Raw genomic sequence first — 17,070 nt, forward strand, 5'->3', positions numbered from 1 at the left:
CCTTATCCCTCCAACTGCCCGGACAGGAAAAGCCTGCTGCGGGGGTTTTGCGGGGCAGTAAAAAACTGCTGGGCCGGAGCTGCCTCGACTACTTCGCCGTGATGCAAAAAAAGGACTTCATCGGCAACCTGGCGAGCCTGGTCCAGGAGGTGGGTAACGAAGATGATGGTCAGTCCCAGGCGAGTTTTTAGGTCGACCATCAGGTGCAAGATGTTGGCCGCCGCTGTGGGGTCGAGGGCCGACGTCGGCTCATCAAGGAGCAAAACCTCCGGTTCGTTGGCCAGGGTCCGGGCCAGGGAAACCCGCTGCTGCTGGCCGATGGAAAGGCTGTCGGCCCGGCGGTTCAGGAATTCTGTTCCCAGGCCTACCATCTGGATTAATTCCTCGCTCCTGGTCCGGGACAGCGAGATGCCCCGCAGGCGAGGACCGTAGCTGATGTTCTCCAGCACCGTGCCGGGAAAGAGGGTGGGTAGCTGCCAGACCATTCCCACCCGCCGGCGCAGGGTAAATATATTGAGGCTCTTTAAGTCCTGGCCATCAAGGGTAATACGGCCGGCAGCCGGATCCTCCAACCGGTTTAGAAGCTTGAGCAGGCTGGATTTACCGGAACCGGAGGGCCCGAGAACGGCGGTGATTTTCCCTTTAAGACAAGGATGTAGTTATTCTGTTCAGGATAATGATAGTCGTTACGTCCCCGGCGGTATTACGGCCGGGACGCTTCAGGGTTACCTCACTTAGCTCAAATTTTGCTTCCCCCATATATACTCCCTTCCCTGGGGACCGCTTCGTCCCGGGCAAAAGTTCTCCCCCACCAATTATAAATACAGTTCAGGAGATCTTCCACTCCGGGGTAAAATAAAAACCCCTTCCCGGATTTAAGAAGAGGTTGGACAAGGGTCAATTTATCTTCCAGGAGGTTTCCTGAGGCACCTGGCACCTTCCGGTTAAATGCCGAGGTTGCCGGGTTTCTTTGTGGCCCTCCCTCCACCTCTCGCGATAAGCCGTGGGACGATTTGCGGTTTTGCTAATGAATTAATACCATTACCTGGTTGCAGTGTCAAGATACCTTCGGGGGAACTATCCCTCCATCTCACATTGGATGGGCTGAGAAAACTTTAACCTGCCCGCCTTAAGCTGCAAAACTATTCAAGGGTGCGGAATATAGGCAGCGACTTAAATTACCGGCTGGGAGCTTTTTATCCGAAGGCGGGAAAAACAAAACAGCCGTAGGCTCAGATCGTGAAGGGCCTAACCCCTCTATTTACCTGCCCGTTACTGTGGCGATAGATTCATAGGTGATTTCTAAAACCCGGTTAAGCTCCGCGTCAGACATCGACAGCACGGGCATGAGGACAATTACATTATCCAGTGGGCGTATAACGAGCCCTCTTCGCCGGGCCTCCATAATAACCCGGTGACCTATCTGCTCCTTCATAGCATAAGGCTCCCTGGTCTCTTTATCCACCACCAGTTCAATGCCTACCATCATCCCGCGCTGGCGGATATCTCCCACGTGGGGTAAATCCAAAAAGTTCTGCAGGCCCCGGCGCAATAGCTCTATTTTGGACTGCAGCGAGGCCAGCAGGCCTGTTTTTTCAAAGAGTTCAATACTGGCCAGGGCCGCTGCACAGGCTAGGGGATTGCCTGTGTAGGTGTGCCCGTGGTAAAAGGTCTTGCATTCCTCCGGCGCCCCCAAAAAGGCCTCGTAGATCTCGTCGCTGGCCAGGGTGGCGGCCAGAGGAAGGTATCCCCCAGTTATTCCCTTGGCCAGACACATTAAGTCGGGGGTGACGTCTTCGTGTTCGCAGGCGAAGAGACGGCCCGTGCGGCCAAACCCCACTGCTACCTCGTCGGCAATAAGCAGGACGTTGTATTTTGAACATAAGTCCCGTACCCGGCGAAGGAAACCGTTTGGAGCGGTGATCATGCCCGCCGCCCCCTGGACAAGGGGCTCGATGATGAGGGCAGCAACCTCCTCACAGTGCTTTTCCAGCAACCCCTCTAGCTGGTTGAGGCAGGCCATTTTACAGCTTTCTTCTTCCAGGCCCAGCGGGCATCGGTAACAATATGGTGCCGGGGCGTGCAAGCATTCAAAAAGTAAGGGCTTGAAAATACTGTGGAAAAGAGGTATGCCCCCTACACTTACTGAGCCGACAGTGTCGCCGTGGTAGGCGTTAACTAGCGAGATGAACCTGGTTTTTTTATGATAGCGCCCACCCTCTTTTTGTTGCCAGTATTGAAAGGCCATTTTGAGGGCAATTTCCACTGCTGTGGCCCCGCTGTCAGAGTAAAAGACTTTGTTTAACCCCGGTGGAGTAATTTCCACCAATTTCCTGGCCAGCAATATGGAAGGTACATTGGCAAGTCCCAGAAGGGTGGAATGGGCAATACGATCCAGTTGCTCCTTGATGGCCTGGTTTAACACCGGGTGGCAGTGGCCGTGGACGGTAACCCAAAGGGAGGATATACCGTCCAAATAGCGGTTTCCCTCAACATCGATCAGGTAGCTACCTTCCCCCCGCATGATGATCAGGGGCTTTTCCTCAAGGTATTGCTGCATTGGGGTAAAAGGATGCCAGACATACTGCTTATCCCATTGTTCGAGGAGTGAGGGATCGTAGCTGCTCAACAGGAGCACCTCCAAATCTTTTATGTTTAAGGTTTAAGCCAGGGAACCAGTTGACGCCAGGAAAGGGACTCCTCCACAGCTGCCAAAAGTCCCTCCGCAACCCCGCCTTCCACGCTTATCCCAGTGAGGTGGGGCAAAATACCCAGCACCGGCACGCCGGTCATCCGGGCTACAACTTCGGGATTGTCCCTTTCAGCGGGACCTAATTCTTGCTGCTTTAAGCCATTAAAAACTATCCCTGCTATTTCTAGTCCGAGGCTTTTGGCGTAAGCCAACGTGAGCACCGTGTGATTGATGGTACCTAAACCTATTCTAGCCACCACAATTAGGGGCAAGGAAAGTTCGCGGGCCAGGTCGGCCATGGTAAAGTCAGGGCCAGAGAGGGGCACACACAGACCCCCGGCCCCCTCAATGAGAGTCAACTGGTGGCGCAGAAGAGCCCGCCGGCAAAAATCTATTACTTTTGGGGGCTCTATCTTTTCCCCGCAAAGCTTGGCCGCCAGGTGAGGTGATAACGCCGGAGTAAAGCGATAAAGGTTTAACTGGTAAAGGGGCTGGGAAAGGCCGGCTGCCACCCGGTAAAAATAAGCATCTTCAGGAACTAGTTCCCCATTTCTAGCAAGCGCCCCGGTTTGCACCGGTTTGATGGCCACGGCCTCAATACCATGCCGGCGGAGAACGCCCGCCAGACCGGCGGTTACTATCGTTTTTCCCACGCCGGTATCCGTTCCGGTTATAAAGTAACCTTTTCTGGCATACTCCATTGGCTATTCTCCTCCAGTATTGAGGTAAGGTCTGTTACTCCATTTATAGTGCTGATGTGCGTTATCAAAACGGGTTCCTCCTGCAGCCTGGTGAGGTACTCTGCAAAATTTATATCCTGGATACGGACAAAGAACACCCGACCTCCTTTAAAGGAAGGGTGCTTCAAATAAGGTATGCGTACATAGCCCAGGGACCGGGAGGAAACATAACCAGTGGTATAATGGGGGTCGTCCGAACAACATATTTCGGCCAGGGTTCCGGCCCAGATCACCTTGGAGGCCAGGGCCAGGGCTTCCTTAATCCGGAAATGGTTTAAACCCAACTGTTCCAAGAGGCGCGATAACTCTTTAGCCGCCCGGAGAGTATAATCCATGCGGGAGACGCGCACTCCCCGCCACGAGTCGGGCTCCAGCCGCCTGCAGCTGTGGGCATCCATGATCACCGCCCCTCGCATGTTGCCACCGCCAGGCGCAGGACCCCGGGCGAGGAGACTTATGGCTTCGTCCACAGCCTGCTCCCATACCCCGCTGGCCAAAAGAAGCTGGCGGGCGCAGGAGAGCGCCTGCTCATTATTGCCAGCTTTTACCGTGACCAGCGGCAGGGCGGTAATCCCCTTTATTTTAGAAGCCTGCAAACGCTCGATGCTGATATTGATAAAATCAGGTTTGCCGAGGGCATGGTTTCTGGCCCGGCAAAGCATTTGCCGGACGGCAGCAGCCACCTGCTGCGAGGAGACTATCCTTTCCGCCCCCGATATGTGCCGGCCCTCCTTATCGTGGGGAGCCCCCTGGGCAGCCCTCATCCGGACGCTATATACCTCTTCCTGCAGAAGCAATCCCTCCCTCAATTTGCGTCTTAGTTTTAGCTGTGATTTTCCCATCATCCCCATGCATTTTTAAATGAGTCCCAACATTTTTCCCGCCGACAGAAATGCTTCTAGTGCCCTTTGCAGTTCTTCCGGTTTATGGGTGGCCATGACGGTAATCCTTAAACGGCTGGTGCCTTCCGGCACCGTAGGCGGACGAATGGCCGGCACAAACACGCCCTTTTTCGCCAGGGCTGCCGCAAGGACCATAGCGTGGTGGGCATCCCCTACCATCAGGGGAATAATGGCTGATGCCGTGGGCAAAACCCTGAAGCCCATTTCTTTCAAGCCTCTGTAAAGCCGCTGGACGTTGGCGTGAAGCTGGTCGAGAAGGTGGGGTTCTTCTTCCAGGACTTCCAGGGCCGCCATGGCCGCAGCAACTACTGGCGGGGAAGGGGCGGTGGAAAAGATAAAGCTACGGGCGCGGTTACGCAGGTAATCAACTAAAATGGCATTACCGGCTACATAGCCGCCCTCACTGCCGAGGGCTTTGCTTAAAGTGCCCATTTGGATGATGCCCCGGCCTTCCAGGCCGAAATGTTCCACCGTTCCTGCCCCCTTTTTGCCCAAAACCCCGGTGGCATGGGCGTCATCTACCATGAGCAGGGCCTGGAACTCTTCGGCCAACTGCAGCAATTGGGGCAGGGGAGCTATATCTCCGTCCATACTAAAAACTCCGTCGGTAACGATAAGGCACCGGCGGTGTGATTTGCGTTCGGCCAAGAGAATATCCCTTAAATGGGCTGTGTCCCTATGGTGGAAAACTTTAACCGTGGCCCGGCTCAAGCGGCAACCGTCGATTATGCTGGCATGGTTTAACTCGTCGCTGAGCACCAGGTCCCCCCGACCCACCAGGGCCGAAATAACCCCCAGGTTGGCCAGGAAACCGGAACTAAAGACAATGGCATCTTCCGTACCCTTGAACCTGGCAATGCGCTCCTCCAACTGGCGGTGCAAAACAAAATTACCAGAGGTCAGGCGGGAACCTCCGCTTCCCGTCCCCCACCTTTCCACCGCTTCTACGGCCGTAGCCTTGACACGGGGATGTTGGGCCAGGCCCAGGTAATTGTTGGAGGAAAAGAGCAGTACATCATGTCCGTTTATGATCGTTCCTGGTCGAGGGGGCTTCTCCAGTGGCCCGGGTAACCGGCGATAAAGGTGGATCGCCTTTAACAGCTCCAGTTCTTTAGCTAGAAAATCAACCAAATCTATCCCTCGCCTGGCAGGTTTATTCACTATTGTAAACTGCTATTCATTATCAATGTTGACATTTCCTGCATAGGAAAAGCCGCAAACAGCGCCTATCCTGGGCATACCCGCGGCATTCAATTATAGCTCCTACCTATATTTCGGTATATCAGTATTCTAATTGCAGATCCTCCAGCATTTGTAAGTCCTTATTAGCACCTTGGCCCGGCGTCGTCAGGTAGTTTCCTATAAGCATCCCGTTTAACCCGGCGATAAACCCCAACGGCTGCAGGCTCCTCAGGTTAACCTCCCTACCACCTGCATATCTTATGTTCTTGTCCGGTAAAATGAACCTTATTATTGCGAAGGTCTTAATTATTTCCATTGCTGATAAAGGTTTTGCGCCTTCTAGCCTTGTACCTTTAATTGGATTTAATACATTTACAGGTACTGCGTCCACATCCAATTCTTTTAACAAAAACGTATGCTCGATCCGCTGTTCCATGCTCTCGCCCATGCCGATTATCATGCCGGAACAGACTTCCATTCCCGCTTCTTTAGCATATCTGATGGTCTCAATCCTCTCGTCATACGTATGGGTTGTAACTATATTATGGAAAAAACTCCTCGCCGTTTCTAAGTTGTGGTTATAGCGCACCACCCCTGCTGCCGCTAACTTTTTTGCCGCCTTCCTTGTAAGGGTGCCAAGGCATGCGCACAGTTTAAGATTGGTCTTCTCTTTCATTTTTGTAAATGCTCTTATGATTGCCTCGAACTCTTCTTCATCGCCGTTATACCCCAAACCGCTGGTAGCTATATCACAGTGTTTAGCTCCGTTCTTTTCCTTTTGAATGGCCTGTTCTACAATCTCGTCTTCGCTCATTAAAGGGTAACGACTTATATCGGTGTTATGATGGGCCGACTGCGAGCAAAATGCGCAGTCTTCAGGGCAATTGCCCGATTTAGCGTTGATCACGGAACACAGGTCTACCTTATTGCCGGCAAATTTCTCCCTTATCTCACTGGCAAATCCGCACAGCAAAAATATATCGCTGCCCCTGGCCTTACCCAGCAGGACGGCTTCTTCATATGTAATATCCCCACCTGCCAGTATCCTGTCACCGATCCTTATTATGTCGGAATAGTATTGTCCCATATAAACCCCTCCTGTATTTTCTCTTGATCATATAAGACCTTTTGATAATTGTCAACTTAAAATGATGATTTGGTTTACAAATGGCCGCTCTCGTTCCAGCCGGCTTTTAATCGGCTGAGGCCGGCAATGATCTTCAGGCAGGTGGACTTACCGTCGCCGTTGGGTCCGGAGAGACCGGTGAGCTTGTAGGTGGGGTAAATTCATTCAGGTCCCGGGTGAAGCCGAAGGTTCCCAACCCAGATCGGGAAAGGTGTCAAGGTTAAATAACTCCGAAAAGGCAAAAAAATACCCCCTCCGTGGAAGTATTCTAGAAGGGGTAATACTTTGATGATCACTGCCCGGCATCTTTAGGCTTTATAACTCACCGCTACAATAAACCCGCCATCGGTGCGGCCTTCTTTAGCGGCGGCAGCTTCGATGGCCAGGGCCTCTTCTACTTTTGTGCCATCAAAGTCGGGACCGAAGAAGAGAACGGCTTTACCCTTAACGTTTTTACCGGGCATGGCAGCCAGGAGTTCGGGCAGGGTATAAAATTTTGCATACCGGAAGAGGCTGTCTGGCTCCCGGGCGGCCCGGGCCTCATAATGGCGGCTCCAGAGACTGTTGCCGCCGATGAGGCCGATGACCATCCTTCCCCCTGGCTTTAGCACGCGGTAACCCTCCGCCAGGGCGGCCTTTAAATCCGGCGCAAATTCCAGGGCCGTAACCGAAACTATCTTATCAAAGGTGTTATCGGCAAAGGGTAACTTCATGGCGTCGGCATGGAGAAATTCGATTTCCAGCCCTGCTGTAGCGGCCTTGCGACGCGCCGTGGCCAGCATGGGCTCGGAAATGTCTATGCCGGTCACCTTTACCCCCAACCGGGCCAGTTCTAAGGAAAAATTGCCGGTACCACAGCCGACATCGAGAATATGTTCACCAGCCCGGGGTTCTAAATAAGCATATACAGGCTCTTTTTCTATGCGGTCCACCAGGGCCCCCAGGGGACGGTTGTACCAATCGTCATAATCGCTGGCTTTATGATCAAAAATTTCAGCCATCGCCAGGCTCTCCTTTCCTAACTTAATTTATGGTATACCATATTCGCCATTAATGGCTATTTTCCTTTTTGTATTTAGTTTTTCTTTACCTGAACATCCACAAGAAAAGGACCCTTGCGGGTCCTTTTCCAAGCAACTTTAAGCCAGCTCCTGATTGACAATAACCTGGTCTGCATCCAGCTGGACTTGATACTGACCTTTGTGAAATCCTCGCTCCACCAGCCACTGGGTCAGATGTTTGCCTCCTATTTCCCCGATTTTACCTTGGGCTGCGAGCCTTAATTTTAAATTAGACGGGTCATCGCTCTTCTTTAAGATTAACTTCTTACCATCAACGCCAATCATAATGTATTGACTACCACGTAAATGCTGGAAGGCAGCACCGCGGAGCCGGATACCGTTACTGGAAACGCTTAAATCACCTCTAGCGTTACGATTAAATCGACGGGCACGATAAATTTCCACTAACATCAAACCCTCCTCTGGATAATTTCAGGTTTGATGTTAGTATTACCCAATTAAGCCCGTAAAATACCCTCAGCAATAAACCTTTATTAAAGTTTATCGATGTTGATAACCTAAATGCTGGCCAATTTGCAGGGCAACCTGAACAACAGCGGTAGCCAGTTTACCTGCCATCAACTCTGGCGGCATCCGGTTGGCTGGACCTGCAACACTTACGGCGGCTATAACTTTATTTTCATGGTTAAATACTGGGGCGGCAACGCAACGAACCCCTTCCTCCCTCTCCCCGTGATCCAGGGCAAAGCCCTGGCGGCGGATTTTTTGCAACTCTTCCCGCAGCTGGATAGGATCGATGATTGTTGTGGCAGTATAAGGGAAGAGGGGAACTTCCCGGAGAAACATATTTAACTGGTTTTCACTTAAATAGGCGAGGAGGACTTTTCCTGCGCCGGTACAGTAAGCTGGGGCGCGGGTACCCGGCCGCGCCAGCATCTTGATGATGTTACTGGACTCGACCTGGTCAATATAGACGACTTCATATTTATCTAAGATCGCCAGGTTGGCCGTTTCATTAAAATCGTCTACCAGCTGGTGTAATGCCGGCCGGGCTATGGACCGGATGTCCAGGCTGTAAAGGGCGCGGTTGCCAATCTCAAAGGCTCTGATTCCCAAGCGGTAGCGGCCCTGGTAAGGTTCCTGCTCAACCAGACCATGGGCCGCCAGGGCATTTAACAACCTGTGAACAGTACTTATATTCAGCCTGAGTTCGGCACTGATGGCCGAAAGCATCATGGGGGAGCCTTCCCGGGCTAGGGTTTCCAGGATGGCCAGGGCCCGGTCAACGGCCTGGACTCCCTTTGTTTTATTAACCCTCGTCACCGGTATATCCCCCCCATGTGAAGATTAACGCATCGGCATCCAAGATATTTCGACTATCTTTCCGTGTTTCCAGAAAACCAGAAACTCCGGTCGGACAACCCGAACAAAGCAGTATTCTCTACTAACTGAGCAGGATCTTTCGGGCAAACTCATCTTGGATATCGGTGATAAAAGGAATGCCGGTTTCGGCCTCAGTTTCCCGGTTAGCAGAAGCGATGTCATTCCTGGTGATCTGATCCAGAGAGAATTTGCGGGCTCCGGCCATTAATTGCTGCAATCCTGCTGTCAGCTTATCGGCCAGAGTCCAGAAGGCAATGGCACCGTAAGGAATATTTTTCATTTCTTCAGCGCCGACTTTCTTCTGAACATCATAGTAGCCGGCAAAAATCTCCTCAGCTTTCGTACCTAATTCAGCCACAGTTTTGGGTAGACTCTCCCAGTTACCGTTGACTTTTGCGCGTCTTTCGGGATGGAGTACACCTTCAATATTGGACCCGACAAAACCAGGAATCATTAAGGCTCGTCCCATACATACCAGCTTAACGTAGGGCGCACCCAGAGCTAAAGCTTTGAAAATATGGTCTTCCCTGGCCAATCCGCCGGCAAAGGCCATATCGACAACTTTCTTACCCCTGGCAGCTAACAGGCTGGCATATTCATAGGCTTTAGAATGAAGCAGAATGGAGGGGACGCCCCAGGTCTCCATCATGTTCCACGGGCTCATTCCGGTACCGCCGCCTGAGCCGTCTACGGTAAGCAAATCAAGTTTCGCATCAGTAGCGAGCTTGATAGCCATAGCCAGGGCTTCCATACCATAGGAACCGGTCTTCAAGGTAATCCGCTTGTAGCCCAACCCACGGAGGTACTCAATGGCTGCCATAAAGTTTTCTCTTACCTGGTCAAAGCTGGTGAGATCTGTATAGCCTAGGCGGCTGTGGCGGGCGAATGATTTGAGGGCTCCACTCTTAAAGGCTTCTTGCACTTCCGGAACGGTCGGATCCGGATCGACTACATAGCCCCTGTTCTTTAAGAAGATAGCATAGTCGAGATCGGTAACCTGAATTTCTCCGCCGATATCCTTGGCGCCCTGACCCCACTTCAGTTCCAGAATGACCTTATCGCCGTATTTCTCAATGACGTATTCAGCAACACCGTTGCGGGTGTCTTCTACGTTCATTTGGACAATTATGGCGCCATATCCATCATAGTATTTCAAATAGGTCTGAATACGCCGATCTAATTCCGGGGCTTTAACAATCCTACCATTTTCAATAACGGCTTCCTTGTCAATCCCGACGACATTTTCCCCAATAACGATCGGGATGCCCACTAAGGCAGCACCGATAGAAAAGGAATCCCAGTACTTCGCGGCGATAAAGGTAGAGCCTAATGCTCCCGTCATGATCGGGACTTTGACTTTGGTTTTTACCTCACTACCAAATTCTGTCTCCACGTTTACATTGGGGAAAATACAGTCATCCGCACTATTAGAGAGGCCCTTTGTCAGGCCGTATGCGCCGTAGTTGTATCCAAGGATTCTCAAGGAGTTATAAGAAATTCCTACATGGGTTGTGTTTGAGCTTCCGGCCGTAACAGTACCAAAATCCCGCGGATAGAGGAGCTTGCGTCCAACAATACTGGCCATCCAGGTCTCGCATTTCCCCTGGCAATCTGCCCGGCACAATGTACATAAACCTGATTCTGCCGGATTACCGCGATTAACGGTTCCCAGGACATCATTTTGTTTTGGCCACTGAATCATTGCTTTTTATCCCCCGCTTCCAATAGGTTTTTGCTTTCACCGCTCCGATGCCAATTATCATACGGTGAAAGCCGCTTTCGCAGCCTCCGGATTTAATTTTAGTAGGGGGGATCATGCTTGTCAATGAAAGATTCTTTCACTATGTAAAAAAGAAAAGTACCCAGAATATTGTATACATAATAGCTAAATTAAAACTGATTTAACCTATGAAACCAAATTTCATTTTAAATCATTACCTGCGTACCCCAAACGTTTAGACATCTCCCGGGCTACGCTAAGGACGATATCTACCAGCTCATTATTTAAATAATAGTTTGTAATCCGGGTATCAGGCCCGGAGACACTGATGGCAGCTACCACTTTACCCTCATGGTTACGGATGGGCGCAGCCACACAGCGGACATTTTCATCCCTTTCCCCCAGGTCAATGGCATAACCCTGGCGCCGGATGCGCTGCAGTTCCTTTTTTAGGATGGCTACATCGGTAATTGTCTCACTTGTATACTGCTCCAGCTGGACGCCGGCAAAGAGCTTATCCAGCTCTTCATCAGTTAATGAACTGAGAAGCATTTTGCCGGAACCGGTGGCGTGGGCTGGACCACGGCTGCCCACCCTGGCAAACATGCGGACAATTACAATATTGTTGGATTCCACCTGGTCGATGTAAACTACGTCCCGGTCGTCGAGGATGGCCAGGTTGGCTGTTTCATTGCAGCGCCGTACCAGTTCTTCCAGGAAGGGCCGGCCGATGGTTTGCAGGTCCTGGGCATAGAGGGCGGTTTTACCCATGGCAAAGAGTTTTAAGCCCAGTTTGTAACGGCTTGTTTCTGGTTCCTGCTCGATGTAACCCTTGACGATAAGGGTGCTCAGTAGACGGTGGACGGTGCTTATATTTAACTGGACTTTATCAGCTAAGTCGCTAATGGCCATGGGTACGCCGGCTTCGGCCAAGGCATCCATAATGGCTAAAGCCCTTTCTACTGCCTGAACGGTCTTGCTCTCTTCAGCATTGTTTTTTTCTCTGGCCATTTAAATGATCTCCTTTAAAAGTAATATGATGGCAGTCTTATCAATAGTTATTTTTTAAATGATGAAAAAGGTTTTCACTATGTTTTAATTTTAGTTCGCTAGAGGTTAACATGTCAAGAGAAAAATAAAAAACCCGCTTACAGCGGGTTATTTGCGGGTGAGAAGATCGCACTGAATCATGCCCTCATAACATTCGTTGCACAGGAACTGGCCGCAGGTTGGACAGATACGCATATCAGGAGGATTGGTTTCCAGGCAGTCGTAACAATAAGCAGTATCGCAATGGTGACAGATAATACCCTCCACGTTCCTGGCTTTACAGCGGTCACAAACTGGTATCTTCATAACTGACCGCACCTCCTTCTACATTATTTTTATTTCGCTGTAATGCTGTTAAGTTCCTGCCGGTAGCTATCAAACCCCGCAAAAACAAAAAGCTCCTCTCAAGGAGCTTTACGAACCTTAATTTAAAGTTTACAGTCAAGCTGCTATTAACCCACCATGCTTAGTACTTTTTCTCCTGCGGGGGCTAGCACCTGAACGATGTCGTCGTTATTTAACAGACAGGCGTTGGCTTCGTCGGTATCGACGTGGAACTCAAGACGGTAATTGGGATGGACACGTACTAGGACGTTCTGGAAGACCAGCCCGCGTTCGCCTCCTACCCGTACATTTACCCTATCCTTATCCTTCAGACCATAACGCCTGGCTTCATTAGTGGGCATATGAATGTGGCGTAGGGCCATGATGACGCCGTGATTAAGGGTTACTACCCCTGCTGGTCCGACTAGGACACATCCGGGAGAACCTTCATGATCTCCTGAATCGCGAACGGGAGGGTTAACACCCAGTTTAAAACAATCGGTCCGGGATAATTCCACCTGGCTGTACGAACGAAGGGGACCGATGATCCGGACTTTTTCCAGCACACCCTTGGGTCCTACTACGGTAACTGTTTCTTTGGACGCAAATTCACCCGGTTGGACCAGATCCTTTACTTTCGTTAGTTCATAGCTTGGGCCAAAGAGAGTCTGGAGATGTTCCCTGGTGAGATGCACATGCCGTCCGGATACGCCTACCGGCACTTCAAACAGGAATTTTTGCATTTTAACTCCTCCCCCTTACTCATCCCGGATGTCCGTAATAACCATTCGAGGCTAAAATTCTACCGTTCAACCTTATTATAGAACCATTCGGCGGCAGACGCAAGGGGGATGGTATATATTCGCAATCTTAAATTTATGTGGCCTTCTTTTTGGCTTGCCGGCCCTTTAAGATGCAACCCTGGCAGTGACCTTGACAGTTGCCGTTGAGCAGGGTCCGGCAGCGGGGGCAACGCATCAGCCGGGGGGTATGCACCGGGTAGCCGCACCGGGGGCATTTCTGGGAGCAACTTGTTACCATATCTCATTCCTCCTTACCGGCTGGCTTACTGGCTGGTTAAATCAAAATCTGGGATATTAGTCCACCAATCAGGAAGGCCAGGAAGAGGATTGACGGCCAGATAATGATTCCTTCACGCCAGCCGCGCTCTTTAAAAATGACCAGGGCCGAGGCAATACAGGGGACGAAGATAGTGATGGTCACCAGGGCTACCAGGGACTGGGGCGGTGTCAGAGGAAGGCTATATAGACCGGCAGCCCCGAAATCCCGACGGACAAAACCCATGATAAAGGCGGTGGCCGTTTCTTTGGGTAGTTGCAGCCAGTTTACGGTAAGGGGCGAAAGCCAATTTTGCAAAGTATCTAAAAGGCCGGTAACCTGCAAAATACCGATGAGAAGGGCACCGCCGGCAAATAAGGGGGTAGCTTCCTGGATAAAGTTCCTGGTCCGGGTTGCCGTCTTTTTCAGGACATTAACAGGCTGGGGTAACCTTAGGGGCGGTATGTCAATTAAAAGATCGCTGGGTTTCCCGGGCAACAGCCGGTTTAAAACCGTCCCGGCGAGAACCAGAATGCTGGCCACGATGATGACATACAGGAAGGTATAGCCGGGTCCCAGGCGTCCCAGCATGCTGGTGATTACCGCCAGTTGGGCTGAACAGGGTATGGCCATGGCCAACAAGAAGGTGGCAATGCGGCGTTCCCTTGGACTGGCCAACAAACGAGTGGTAATGGTAGCCGCGGTGACACAGCCAAAGCCCAGGATTATGGGAATAATCCCGCGACCATTTAATCCCAGGCGCATGAGCACCCGGTCCACCAGGACGGCTATCCGGGGCAGGTAACCGGAATCCTCCAGGGCCGACAGGCTCAGGTAAAATCCCAGGACCAGGGGAAGCAGCAGGCCCAGGATATAAGTTACCGTCATGGTAAGGATACCAAATTCACCTATTAAAAGGGTTCCCAGGATGGAAGATAGTGGTATCCTGGAACCAATAAAATTACGGATAAATGGTTCATAATAGCCCTGCATGATGCCCTCTTCAGTGATGCCCACCACTGTCTGGGCCACAAAGACGCCGATAAATTCATAGAGTATCCACAGGGTTAAAATTAACAAAGGAATACCCGTAATGGGCAGCATCATCCAGCGGCTGAGGCGGGTACTCCAGGAAGCCCCGGCGTTAGTTTCCTGGACTACTGCTGCTACTATGGCATCAACCCGGCGCCGCCGGGCCAGGTAGATCTCTTCCTGCCTGTCCATGGGTTTCACCCGGTGGCGGGCGGCAACAAAGGGGTCGCCTTCAAGGATAAGTAAAGCTTCCGCACGGTTGCGGGTCTTCTTTTCCAGCAGGGGCAACATTTTTTCCAGCTCGGGCAGGCTGTGGCCTTTGCGGGCGCGAGCAACGGCCTGTTTGATTTCCTCAAACCCCTGCTTTTTTATCGCTACCGTAGGGATAACGGGTACCCCCAGCAACTCCTCCATTTTCTGAACATCGATCTTGATTCCCTGCCGGGCGGCTTCATCGATCATGTTCAGGGCGACTACCATGGGAATACCCATGTCAATGATCTGCTGGGTGAGGAAAAGGTCCCGGTCCAGGTGGACGGCATCAACGACATTAATGACGATGTCGGCTGCCAGGATGACGTCCCGGGCCACTTTTTCTTCTTCATTAAAGGAAGAAACGCCGTAGACGCCGGGCGTGTCCAAAATAAAGTCATTCCCTATCCGGGCATGACTGATTCCCAGGGTGGTGCCGGGAAAGTTGGAAACATCCACGTAAAGGCCGGTGAAGGCATTGAAGAAGACCGATTTGCCGACATTAGGATTACCGGCCAGGACTATCTTGCGCGCGCCTGCGGGTATATTTAACTCACAATTAAGATCGTGGCAGGCCATAGGCACGCCTCCTTACCGGGGATTTGACCGGATACGGGGCGGAGACAGGTTCAACGGTTATCTTTTGGGCCAGGCCCCTGCCGATGGCTATTTCTTGGCGGTTTTTGGCCACGATAATGGGGCCGCCAGGAATGACACTGGTACAGGTGATGAGTTCCCCTTCACTGATGCCGAAACGGATGGCCTGGGCGCGAATGCCCCGCCCCGGCAGGGACAGGATGCGACAACGTTGTCCTTCCCGTGCTTCATCCAGAGTCATGATCTTTCCCTCCCTGCTACCAATTTTTATGCGCGAATCCCTGCTTGATGCTGTCCGAGTAAATGATAAAGATTATCAATGGGCTTCTATAAATATCTTAAGACAAATGAGAATCAATGTCAATGGGGTGGCAAAGAAAAAGGCTCACTTTTTGGTGACGCCTTCGCGGCTGATAACACAGCGGATGTCTTCAGCCACAGGTAAGTGATAGGACTGGCAGAGCTGGACCAGGCGGGAAGTTGTCCGTTCCCCCAGGTAATCTTCCAGAGCCTTTAAGTCGAGATTGCTGGTTATTACTGTCGGTAGTTCGTTGATTAAACGATAGTTTATCAAGGAATAAATTTTATTACATGTCCACTCGGTATAATTATGGGCACCCAGGTCGTCTAGGATCAGGACAGCCACTTTCCGGGCCGTATCGATGAGTTCCAGCTCCGTCTGGTTGCCTTCCTGGGGCCGGCGGTCATAGGTGGCCCGGATGGCATCCAGCAAATCAGGAACAACGGTAAAAAGAACTTCTCGGCCAGCAGCCGTTAAAGCATTGGCAATGGCAGCTGCCAGGAAGGTTTTGCCGCTCCCTACGGGTCCAAAGATAAAGAGGCCGCGACCACGGGTTTCCTGGCGGTAGGTGGCGACAAAACGCCGGGCAGCTTCCAAGCAGCGACGGGCGCTTTCGTAGTAAGTGGTACCCGTAAGTTCGTCGTTTAAGGTACGGGAGTAATACTTAAGGTCAAAGTTTTGAAAGGTATACCTGCTCAACTGGGGTGCCAGGTTGGCTGCCCGCAGGCGGTTTTGCCAGGCCCTTTGCTGCATGCAGCGGCAGCGATAAGCCCGGCCGTCGCGGATGATAAGGCCCCGGTCCTGGCACAGGGGGCACTGGAAAGTCGGTAACTCCACTGGTCCTTCCTGGCCTTTATTTTTAGTTATTAATTGAGGGGGAATATGTATCCTTTCCATGGGCTGGCCTGTACCCCTCCCTTAACTTTACGGGTTAAGCCGGTAGAGCTCACGGTATTTATCCTTCCGGGTGGATGAGCTGGAAGGGCGGGTAGAACGGGTTTTCTTTGTTTTTAGTTTTTCATCGTAGGCCATAGCTTCGGCAACGGTACGGATATTATGGCGTTGCCAGTCCTTTAAAATGGAGTCAATATAACGAAAGTTAAGGATGCCTCGCAATACAGCCCGTCGCAGGGCTTCCTGTAATAATTCAATGGGTATCTGGTCGTCCTGGCACCAGGCTTTCAGTTGCTCGCTTTCCAGGGGAGACAGGGGGCGGCCGAACTCCTTTTCAAAGGCTTGGTACAATTCTCCCTGCCGGGCAGCTGTGGCAGTCGTTTCCTTTTGTACCTCTGTAACTGTGTTGTAATCATCCAAAGCTACTTGAATTAATTTAGTCCAGAGGGGTGTAAAGGAAAAGATATTTTGCCAGCGGCCCAGGGAATGATGGTAATAGGGTTCGACAGCTAGGAGTTTTTTTTCAATAATAGAAGCGATTAAATTCTTTACTTCTTCACTATCCAGGTTCATGTACTGGCTGATTTTTTCCGGGGTGGGAAAACGTTCATCTTCCACCTGGCGCCAGTGCAGGAGATGGATTAAAACCATCATTTCCGCTTCTGTCAGGCCCAACCGGGCATAAAACTTGATAAGCAGGTCAGGGATAACCAGGCTGCCTGCTTCTAACAGGGCTGTTGCCAGCGTCTGGAAATTATTATTACTAGCCATACCTACCCTCCCCCTGGTAACTC

19 protein-coding genes and 1 riboswitch are annotated in these 17,070 nt (G+C 51.3%); all 19 genes read right to left on the reverse strand.

All coding sequences use genetic code 11. The features are described 5' to 3' along the window. Nucleotides 1-2 precede the first annotated feature (2 nt). The 19 genes from E308F_RS09215 to E308F_RS09300 all read right to left on the reverse strand — a co-directional run bounded on the left by E308F_RS09215 (nucleotide 3) and on the right by E308F_RS09300 (nucleotide 17,047). On the reverse strand, nucleotides 3-635 hold the full coding sequence (locus tag E308F_RS09215) for a phosphate ABC transporter ATP-binding protein (RefSeq protein ID WP_172613929.1): 633 nt from the start codon (nucleotides 633-635) through the stop codon (nucleotides 3-5). A gap of 264 nt (nucleotides 636-899) precedes the next feature. Beyond that, nucleotides 900-1,003: riboswitch (SAM riboswitch) on the reverse strand. Between the two features lie 258 nt (nucleotides 1,004-1,261). Next, complete coding sequence (bioA, locus tag E308F_RS09220) at nucleotides 1,262-2,629, reverse strand: adenosylmethionine--8-amino-7-oxononanoate transaminase (protein ID WP_141264641.1); 1,368 nt, start codon at nucleotides 2,627-2,629, stop codon at nucleotides 1,262-1,264. 26 nt (nucleotides 2,630-2,655) lie between these two features. Next, the gene (gene bioD, locus E308F_RS09225) at nucleotides 2,656-3,393 is read right to left on the reverse strand and encodes a dethiobiotin synthase (RefSeq protein ID WP_141264642.1); all 738 of its coding nucleotides are present in this window, start codon (nucleotides 3,391-3,393) and stop codon (nucleotides 2,656-2,658) included. Next, on the reverse strand, nucleotides 3,363-4,229 hold the full coding sequence (locus E308F_RS09230) for a 6-carboxyhexanoate--CoA ligase (protein WP_172613626.1): 867 nt from the start codon (nucleotides 4,227-4,229) through the stop codon (nucleotides 3,363-3,365). Before E308F_RS09230 ends, bioD begins: the two co-directional genes overlap by 31 nt. Before the next feature lie 60 nt (nucleotides 4,230-4,289). Beyond that, entirely contained in the window at nucleotides 4,290-5,495 is a 1,206-nt protein-coding gene (gene bioF / locus E308F_RS09235; RefSeq protein WP_253260434.1) for an 8-amino-7-oxononanoate synthase, read from the reverse strand. Between the two features lie 121 nt (nucleotides 5,496-5,616). After that, a complete protein-coding gene (bioB, locus tag E308F_RS09240) occupies nucleotides 5,617-6,603 on the reverse strand; it encodes a biotin synthase BioB (RefSeq protein ID WP_141264644.1) in 987 nt (328 codons plus the stop codon). Nucleotides 6,604-6,677: 74 nt separating this feature from the next. Further along, entirely contained in the window at nucleotides 6,678-6,803 is a 126-nt protein-coding gene (locus E308F_RS16910; RefSeq protein ID WP_172613734.1) for an ATP-binding cassette domain-containing protein, read from the reverse strand. Nucleotides 6,804-6,950: 147 nt separating this feature from the next. Then, nucleotides 6,951-7,643 carry a class I SAM-dependent methyltransferase gene (locus E308F_RS09250; protein ID WP_141264645.1) on the reverse strand — a complete coding sequence of 231 codons (693 nt, stop codon included), beginning with the start codon at nucleotides 7,641-7,643 and terminating at the stop codon, nucleotides 6,951-6,953. 138 nt (nucleotides 7,644-7,781) lie between these two features. Beyond that, nucleotides 7,782-8,108 (reverse strand): hypothetical protein, encoded by a 327-nt coding sequence (locus tag E308F_RS09255; protein ID WP_172613625.1) that lies wholly within the window; start codon nucleotides 8,106-8,108, stop codon nucleotides 7,782-7,784. A gap of 96 nt (nucleotides 8,109-8,204) precedes the next feature. After that, the gene (locus E308F_RS09260) at nucleotides 8,205-8,987 is read right to left on the reverse strand and encodes an IclR family transcriptional regulator (RefSeq protein WP_253256494.1); all 783 of its coding nucleotides are present in this window, start codon (nucleotides 8,985-8,987) and stop codon (nucleotides 8,205-8,207) included. Nucleotides 8,988-9,108: 121 nt separating this feature from the next. After that, on the reverse strand, nucleotides 9,109-10,749 hold the full coding sequence (locus E308F_RS09265; RefSeq protein WP_141264647.1) for a glutamate synthase-related protein: 1,641 nt from the start codon (nucleotides 10,747-10,749) through the stop codon (nucleotides 9,109-9,111). 219 nt (nucleotides 10,750-10,968) lie between these two features. Further along, on the reverse strand, nucleotides 10,969-11,778 hold the full coding sequence (locus E308F_RS09270) for an IclR family transcriptional regulator (RefSeq protein ID WP_141264648.1): 810 nt from the start codon (nucleotides 11,776-11,778) through the stop codon (nucleotides 10,969-10,971). Nucleotides 11,779-11,925: 147 nt separating this feature from the next. Further along, entirely contained in the window at nucleotides 11,926-12,123 is a 198-nt protein-coding gene (locus tag E308F_RS09275; RefSeq protein WP_141264649.1) for a hypothetical protein, read from the reverse strand. Nucleotides 12,124-12,269: 146 nt separating this feature from the next. Further along, nucleotides 12,270-12,884, reverse strand: a complete 615-nt coding sequence (gene pduL, locus E308F_RS09280) for a phosphate propanoyltransferase (protein ID WP_141264650.1) — start codon at nucleotides 12,882-12,884, stop codon at nucleotides 12,270-12,272. Nucleotides 12,885-13,017: 133 nt separating this feature from the next. Then, a complete protein-coding gene (locus E308F_RS15860) occupies nucleotides 13,018-13,182 on the reverse strand; it encodes a hypothetical protein (protein WP_172613624.1) in 165 nt (54 codons plus the stop codon). Between the two features lie 36 nt (nucleotides 13,183-13,218). Beyond that, the gene (feoB, locus tag E308F_RS09285) at nucleotides 13,219-15,063 is read right to left on the reverse strand and encodes a ferrous iron transport protein B (protein ID WP_141264651.1); all 1,845 of its coding nucleotides are present in this window, start codon (nucleotides 15,061-15,063) and stop codon (nucleotides 13,219-13,221) included. Further along, nucleotides 15,044-15,322 carry a FeoA family protein gene (locus tag E308F_RS09290; RefSeq protein WP_141264652.1) on the reverse strand — a complete coding sequence of 93 codons (279 nt, stop codon included), beginning with the start codon at nucleotides 15,320-15,322 and terminating at the stop codon, nucleotides 15,044-15,046. Before E308F_RS09290 ends, feoB begins: the two co-directional genes overlap by 20 nt. A 144-nt stretch (nucleotides 15,323-15,466) precedes the next feature. Further along, nucleotides 15,467-16,219 (reverse strand): ATP-binding protein, encoded by a 753-nt coding sequence (locus E308F_RS09295; RefSeq protein ID WP_253256493.1) that lies wholly within the window; start codon nucleotides 16,217-16,219, stop codon nucleotides 15,467-15,469. A gap of 87 nt (nucleotides 16,220-16,306) precedes the next feature. Continuing rightward, entirely contained in the window at nucleotides 16,307-17,047 is a 741-nt protein-coding gene (locus E308F_RS09300; protein WP_141264654.1) for a DnaD domain-containing protein, read from the reverse strand. Between the last annotated feature and the right edge of the window lie 23 nt (nucleotides 17,048-17,070).

The organism is Moorella sp. E308F (assembly GCF_006538365.1).
Lineage (GTDB): Bacteria > Bacillota > DSM-521 > Neomoorellales > Neomoorellaceae > Neomoorella.

Excerpts from the sequence above, each read along its gene's own strand:
- E308F_RS09275 (WP_141264649.1), bottom strand. The coding sequence starts at position 12,123 with ATGAAGATACCAGTTTGTGACCGCTGTAAAGCCAGGAACGTGGAGGGT.
- feoB (WP_141264651.1), bottom strand. The coding sequence starts at position 15,063 with ATGGCCTGCCACGATCTTAATTGTGAGTTAAATATACCCGCAGGCGCG.
- E308F_RS09290 (WP_141264652.1), bottom strand. The coding sequence starts at position 15,322 with ATGACTCTGGATGAAGCACGGGAAGGACAACGTTGTCGCATCCTGTCC.
- E308F_RS09270 (WP_141264648.1), bottom strand. The coding sequence starts at position 11,778 with ATGGCCAGAGAAAAAAACAATGCTGAAGAGAGCAAGACCGTTCAGGCA.
- E308F_RS09250 (WP_141264645.1), bottom strand. The coding sequence starts at position 7,643 with ATGGCTGAAATTTTTGATCATAAAGCCAGCGATTATGACGATTGGTAC.
- bioB (WP_141264644.1), bottom strand. The coding sequence starts at position 6,603 with ATGGGACAATACTATTCCGACATAATAAGGATCGGTGACAGGATACTG.
- bioD (WP_141264642.1), bottom strand. The coding sequence starts at position 3,393 with ATGGAGTATGCCAGAAAAGGTTACTTTATAACCGGAACGGATACCGGC.
- pduL (WP_141264650.1), bottom strand. The coding sequence starts at position 12,884 with ATGCAAAAATTCCTGTTTGAAGTGCCGGTAGGCGTATCCGGACGGCAT.
- E308F_RS09265 (WP_141264647.1), bottom strand. The coding sequence starts at position 10,749 with ATGATTCAGTGGCCAAAACAAAATGATGTCCTGGGAACCGTTAATCGC.
- E308F_RS15860 (WP_172613624.1), bottom strand. The coding sequence starts at position 13,182 with ATGGTAACAAGTTGCTCCCAGAAATGCCCCCGGTGCGGCTACCCGGTG.
- E308F_RS09300 (WP_141264654.1), bottom strand. The coding sequence starts at position 17,047 with ATGGCTAGTAATAATAATTTCCAGACGCTGGCAACAGCCCTGTTAGAA.